Raw genomic sequence first — 4,920 nt, 5'->3', positions numbered from 1 at the left:
GCGGCGGCCCAGCCGTGCTCCAGGAAGGCCAGAACGGCCTGGTCGGTGCTCTCCAGCGCGGCGAGCGCGGCCTTCCTGACGGCCGGTCCGCCGCTCTCGGCGATCTGCGACACCTTCACCCGGTTGTCGCTCACGCGCACCGCCGCCAGCTCGGACTCCAGGAAGCGGCGCAGTCCGGCGGCGTCGCCGTCGAGCGCCTTCCGGGCGGCCTCGCGGGTGTGCGGGCCGCTCTGCGGGTCGGCGGCGATGCGCTCGATCTCGGCCCGGTCGTCCTCGGCGCGGGCCGTGTACTGGCCCTCCTTGAGGAAGGTCACGATGTCCGCGTAGGTGCCGTCGAGCGCGGCGGACGCGGCCTTCTTCACGGCCGGACCGCCCTTGGCGAGGATCCGGGTGACCTCGACCCGGTCGTCGTCGGCCTGCGCCTTGGGGAGCTCGACCTCGAAGAAGTGGCGCAGCGCGGCGGGCGTGTTGACGCGCAGGGCGGCCTCGCCGGCCTCGCGCACGCCCCGGCCGGTCTCCGGCCGGCCGAGGAGCCGGGCGAGCTCCAGGCGGTCATCCGTGGCCTGGGCCAGGTACCGGCCTTCCGTGAGGAACGCGACCAGGTCCTCGTAGGAGCCGCGCAGCGCGGCCTCGGCGGCCTTCTTCACGGCCAGGCCGCCCTGGGCGAGGATCTTGGTGGCCTCGACCCGGTCGTCGATCACCCGGGCGTTCCGGAGGCCGACCTCCAGGAAGTGCCGCAGATCGGCGGCCGTGCCGGCGAGGGCCTTCTCGGCGGCCTCCCGCACGGACACGCCGCTGTTCCTGTCCGCGAGGATCTTCTGGACCTCCGCGCGGTCGAGTTCCTCCTGGGTCGGTTCGCCCTCGGAGGCGGTGTCGGGCCCCGCGACGCCGGCGGGCTGCGGAGCGTCCGCGGCGAGGGCCGTCGAGGGGAAGAGAACAGCGGGGGCGAGGACCGCGGCCGCGACGACGGCGGACACCCGGGGGAGCTTCATCCGGCAGAACCTGCTCTGTGCGATGAGTCTGTGAACGCACGAAGCATAGAGCCTTCAAGATCTTCTTCATACCGGTTTGATGATCAGTCCGATAGCTCCCCCGGTGGCGCTCTCACCACTGTTCAGACCGGTGGCAGCCGCTCTGTCACCGATGTCCGGTCCAGGTGGATGATCGTGGGTTCAGACCGTCTTGAGACGGTACATCGTGGCCGTGTCCGACGGCCTGGTGCCGAAGCTGCAGTCATGGCTCGCGGTGGTGGCGGAGTAGCTCCAGCCGTTCGGCACCGAGCACGCCCACAGGCCGACGACCGGGGTGCGCAGGCGGTAGGCGGGCCTGGTCGTGCCCGGGGCGAGGCTGCACTGGGCGATGTTGGTGACGAGGTCGTGGACGAAGCCGCTCGCCGTGACGCAGGAGGTCAGCAGGTCCCCCGGCACCCGCAGCCGGTAGGAGTCCGACGAACTGCCCGGCGCCATGCTGCAGTTGCCGGTCATCGCGGTGGTGTCGTAGACGAAGCCGCTCGCCCGGACGCAGGACACCAGTCCGTCGACCGGGGTGCGCAGGTGGTACCGGGGCGTGGTGCCGCAGGTGGAGGACGAGACGATCTGGTCGTAGACATAACCGGACGGCACGGAACAGGACCAGGTGTTGTCCAGACCGGTGACGGCGGCGGAGGCCTGCGGGGCGACGGCGAGCGCCGGCACCAGGGCGGCGACGGCCGCCAGCGCGGCACCGGCGGCGGCGCGGGCGGAACGGACACGGTCGGCGAAGCGGGAAGCGGTCATCGCGGGACTCCTCCAGGTCGGCGGCGCGCGGCGGCGCCCGGTCGCCCTTCGTACCACCCGCGCGACGGGCCCCGGGGGCCGCTCCGACCCGACCGGTCCGCCCCGTCCACCACCCGTCCAGTCGACTCCTACGCCGGGCCCGCCGCCGGATCACCGGCCGGGGCGGGCAGACTGGGCGCGTGAGCCACGGTGACGAGGAGCGGCGGCCGGTTCCCGCCGAGCTGCGCGGGTACCTGGAGGAACTGGTCCGCCGGGTGCGGGCGGTGTGCGGCACGCGGGCGGTCAGCGTGCTGGCGGTCGGTTCGGTGGCGCTCGGGGACTACCGGCACGGGCGCAGCGACGTGGACGTGGTGGTCGTCGTCGAGCCCGGCCTTCCCGGGGCGGCGCTGCGGGAGCTGGCCGGGGAGCTGGCCCATCGGCGGCTGCCCTGTCCGGCGGCCGGGCTGGAGCTGGTGGTGTACGGCGCGGACTTCGCCGGGCGGCCCTCGGGCGGCTCCGGGTACCTGCTGAACCTCAACACCGGTCCGCTGCTGACGGAGCGCGCGGACCGGGACGCCGCCGGGGCCGAGGCGTTCTGGTTCGTCATCGACCGCTCGATCGCCCACCGGGCCGGGATCACCCTGTGGGGCGCACCGGCGCGGCGGGTGATCGCGGAGCCCGCGTCCGCCGACCTGTTCGCCGCGCTGCGCGCCGGGGTGCGCGAACACGCCGACGGGGCGGGCCACCTGGCGGACAACCGGGTGCTCAACGGCTGCCGGGCGGTGGTGTTCTGCCGCACCGGCCGGTGGGTGGCCAAGCGGGCGGCGGCGCGCGAGACCGCCGCCGCCGAGCCCGGGTTCCGGCCGCTGCTGGAGGCCGCGGTGCGCAGCTTCGAGCGGCCTCGCGCCGAGGCGGCCGCCCTGCCCGCGGCCGAGGTACGGGCGTTCCTGGCCTGGGCGGCCGAGCGGGTGGCGGAGGCCGCCAGGGCGGCCGGCGGGTGAGGCCGTCGGCTCAGAACTGCCGTGTACAGCCGCTGCGGGTGCAGTACTCCTGGGCCAGCAGGGCGTTGCCCCCGTCGACCATCCAGATGTAGACCCGCTGGACTCCGCCCGGGGCCGCGATCCGCAGCGATGCGCTGAGCGGCTGGTTCGGCCCGCCCTCGTACGCCCACGGGCTGCAGACGGTGTCCGTCGCGGCGGTGTTGTTCACCCCCTGGACGCAGACCTGGCGGGCGCCGCTCGCGGCGTGGACGGCGCCGGACACGCTGGCCGTGTAGCCGTCGGTGAAGTGGATCGTTCCGGAGGTGGTGCTGTTGCCGTAGGCCATGCCGAAGGGCATGTCGACGTCGGTCACGGTGGCCTGCGCCGGTGCGGTGAACCCGATGGCCGCGAACGCGGCGGCGGCCATCACCATCAGGGGCTTGCGCATGGCTCTTCCTCTCCTCGGAGCGAGTGACGAGTGACGAGTGATGAGTGACAGGTGACGAGTACGGAGCGAACCGAAGGCTCCGGGTTCCGCCACGGTATTCTCGTCGGCGGCCGTGAACACGTCATGACGCGCCCACGGGGGAAGTATGGACGCGAGCGGCACCGGTCAGGCGGCGGCCGGCAGGGCGTCGAGGTCCACGATCCGGTAACCGCGGGCGCGCAGGCCGGTGATGACGGCGGGAAGGGCGGCCACGGTCTGCGAGCGGTCGCCGCCGCCGTCGTGCATGAGGATCACCGAGCCGGGGCGGACCTGGCTCAGGACGCGCTCGGCGATGACGGCGGGGCCGGGCCTCGACCAGTCCTTGGCGTCGACGTCCCAGAGCACGGTGACGAGCCCCGACGCGTCCACCGCGCGCAGGAGTGCCGGGCTGCGTCCGCCGTACGGGGGGCGCAGCCAGCGGATCGCGCGGCCGTCACCGCAGGCCTCGGCGAGGACCTCGCCGGTGTGGCCGAGCTGCCGGGCGAGTCCGGTCGGCCCCAGGTCGGGCAGGTAGGCGTGGGACCAGGTGTGGCTGCCGACGGTCTGGCCCGCGTCGGCGATCCGGCGCACCACACCGGGATGGGCCAGGGCCTGCAGGCCGATGCAGAAGAACGCCGCCGGGGCGTCGTGACGGCGCAGCACGTCCAGCACCCGCGGGGTGAACTCCGGGTCCGGGCCGTCGTCGAAGGTCAGCGCCACCAGCGGCTCGGAGCCGGTGCCGCCCGCCACCAGACGCCCGGCGAGGGCGAGTTCACGCTCCACCGGGGCGCTGGCCCGGTCCGCCGCCGCGATCTCCTCCTCGCGGCCGCTCATCGTCCATCCGGCCGAGGGCAGGGCGGTCAGGGACCCGGGGCGGGTGCGGCCCAGTTCGGCGAGCACCTCCGCCGGGGCTCCGCCGTCCGCCGGGACCGGCGGGTCGGCGCGGAGCACCGGGATCCCGGCGCCCGCGAGGGGCGCGTCCAGCAGGCCGTTGGCACTGTCGACGACCACGGTGAGGCCTCCCGGTGTCCGGGCCGCCAGTTCGGCCAGCCGCGCCACCGGCCGTTCCACGCCGCAGCGTTCGAGCACCTCGACCGGCGCGCCCGGCAGGGCGATCCGGTAGCCCTCACGTGTCACACCCACACCCGCGAACCGCATCCCGTGCCACCCCTCCCCTGGAACGACTCCCCTGGAACGAATCCCCCGGAACAACTCGCCGGAACGACTCCGCTGAACGATCGAGGCCCACGGAACGGCCGCGCCTTCCCCCGGTCGCCCCGACGGCGGGCTGCCCAGATCATACGGACGCCGGGTCTCCAGGACGATAGGGCGGAAGGGAATGACCCGGATGACAAGATCGGTACGGACGAGCGGGATTGACGCGGCGGCAGGTCGTGGCGGCGCGCCGGGCGCGACCGCGGACCGTCCATATAGTGGGCGCCATGACCGAACCGCCGCGTCCGACCTCGGCCTTCCACGCCGCCAACGCCGATCCCTCGGCCACCGGCCGGCTGGTCGCCGCGCTGGACGCGCAGGCCGCCGGCCCCGGCGTGCGACGGCTGCGCGCCTGGGCACGGGAGCGGCTGGCCGTGGCCCGGGGCGAGCGGGCGCTGGACATCGGCAGCGGCACCGGCTCGGAGACCCAGGTGCTCGCGGCGGCGGTCGGGCCGCGCGGCACCGCGATCGGCCTCGAACCCCATCCCGGCCTGCGGGCCCTCGC

The 4,920-nt window shown here is 74.7% G+C and carries 5 protein-coding genes and 1 pseudogene; 2 read left to right on the top strand and 4 right to left on the bottom strand.

The window, feature by feature from the left end:
* Positions 1-992 (bottom strand): ALF repeat-containing protein (locus tag ABD308_RS06100; RefSeq protein WP_344328164.1); only part of this gene is annotated, 992 nt, incomplete at its 3' end.
* 180 nt (positions 993-1,172) lie between these two features.
* The gene (locus tag ABD308_RS06095) at positions 1,173-1,775 is read right to left on the bottom strand and encodes a hypothetical protein (RefSeq protein ID WP_344328161.1); all 603 of its coding nucleotides are present in this window, start codon (positions 1,773-1,775) and stop codon (positions 1,173-1,175) included.
* A 179-nt stretch (positions 1,776-1,954) separates the two neighbouring features.
* On the opposite strand from ABD308_RS06095, the gene ABD308_RS06090 reads away from it, so the two are divergent.
* Positions 1,955-2,755 (top strand): aminoglycoside adenylyltransferase domain-containing protein, encoded by an 801-nt coding sequence (locus tag ABD308_RS06090; RefSeq protein ID WP_344328158.1) that lies wholly within the window; start codon positions 1,955-1,957, stop codon positions 2,753-2,755.
* 10 nt (positions 2,756-2,765) lie between these two features.
* Here the strand turns inward: ABD308_RS06090 and ABD308_RS06085 are convergent, their stop codons facing one another.
* Positions 2,766-3,182 (bottom strand): hypothetical protein, encoded by a 417-nt coding sequence (locus tag ABD308_RS06085; protein ID WP_344328156.1) that lies wholly within the window; start codon positions 3,180-3,182, stop codon positions 2,766-2,768.
* Between the two features lie 165 nt (positions 3,183-3,347).
* Positions 3,348-4,337 (bottom strand): polysaccharide deacetylase family protein, encoded by a 990-nt coding sequence (locus ABD308_RS06080; protein ID WP_344328154.1) that lies wholly within the window; start codon positions 4,335-4,337, stop codon positions 3,348-3,350.
* Positions 4,338-4,642: 305 nt separating this feature from the next.
* On the opposite strand from ABD308_RS06080, the pseudogene ABD308_RS06075 reads away from it, so the two are divergent.
* Positions 4,643-4,920 (top strand): annotated as a pseudogene (locus tag ABD308_RS06075) (SAM-dependent methyltransferase); the annotation flags it as partial.

Origin of the sequence: Kitasatospora putterlickiae (assembly GCF_039527695.1) — a bacterium.
In the GTDB taxonomy this organism is placed as follows: domain Bacteria; phylum Actinomycetota; class Actinomycetes; order Streptomycetales; family Streptomycetaceae; genus Kitasatospora; species Kitasatospora putterlickiae.
Note: the sequence above shows the minus strand (reverse complement) of the source record. Positions and strands in the feature narration are given on the sequence as shown.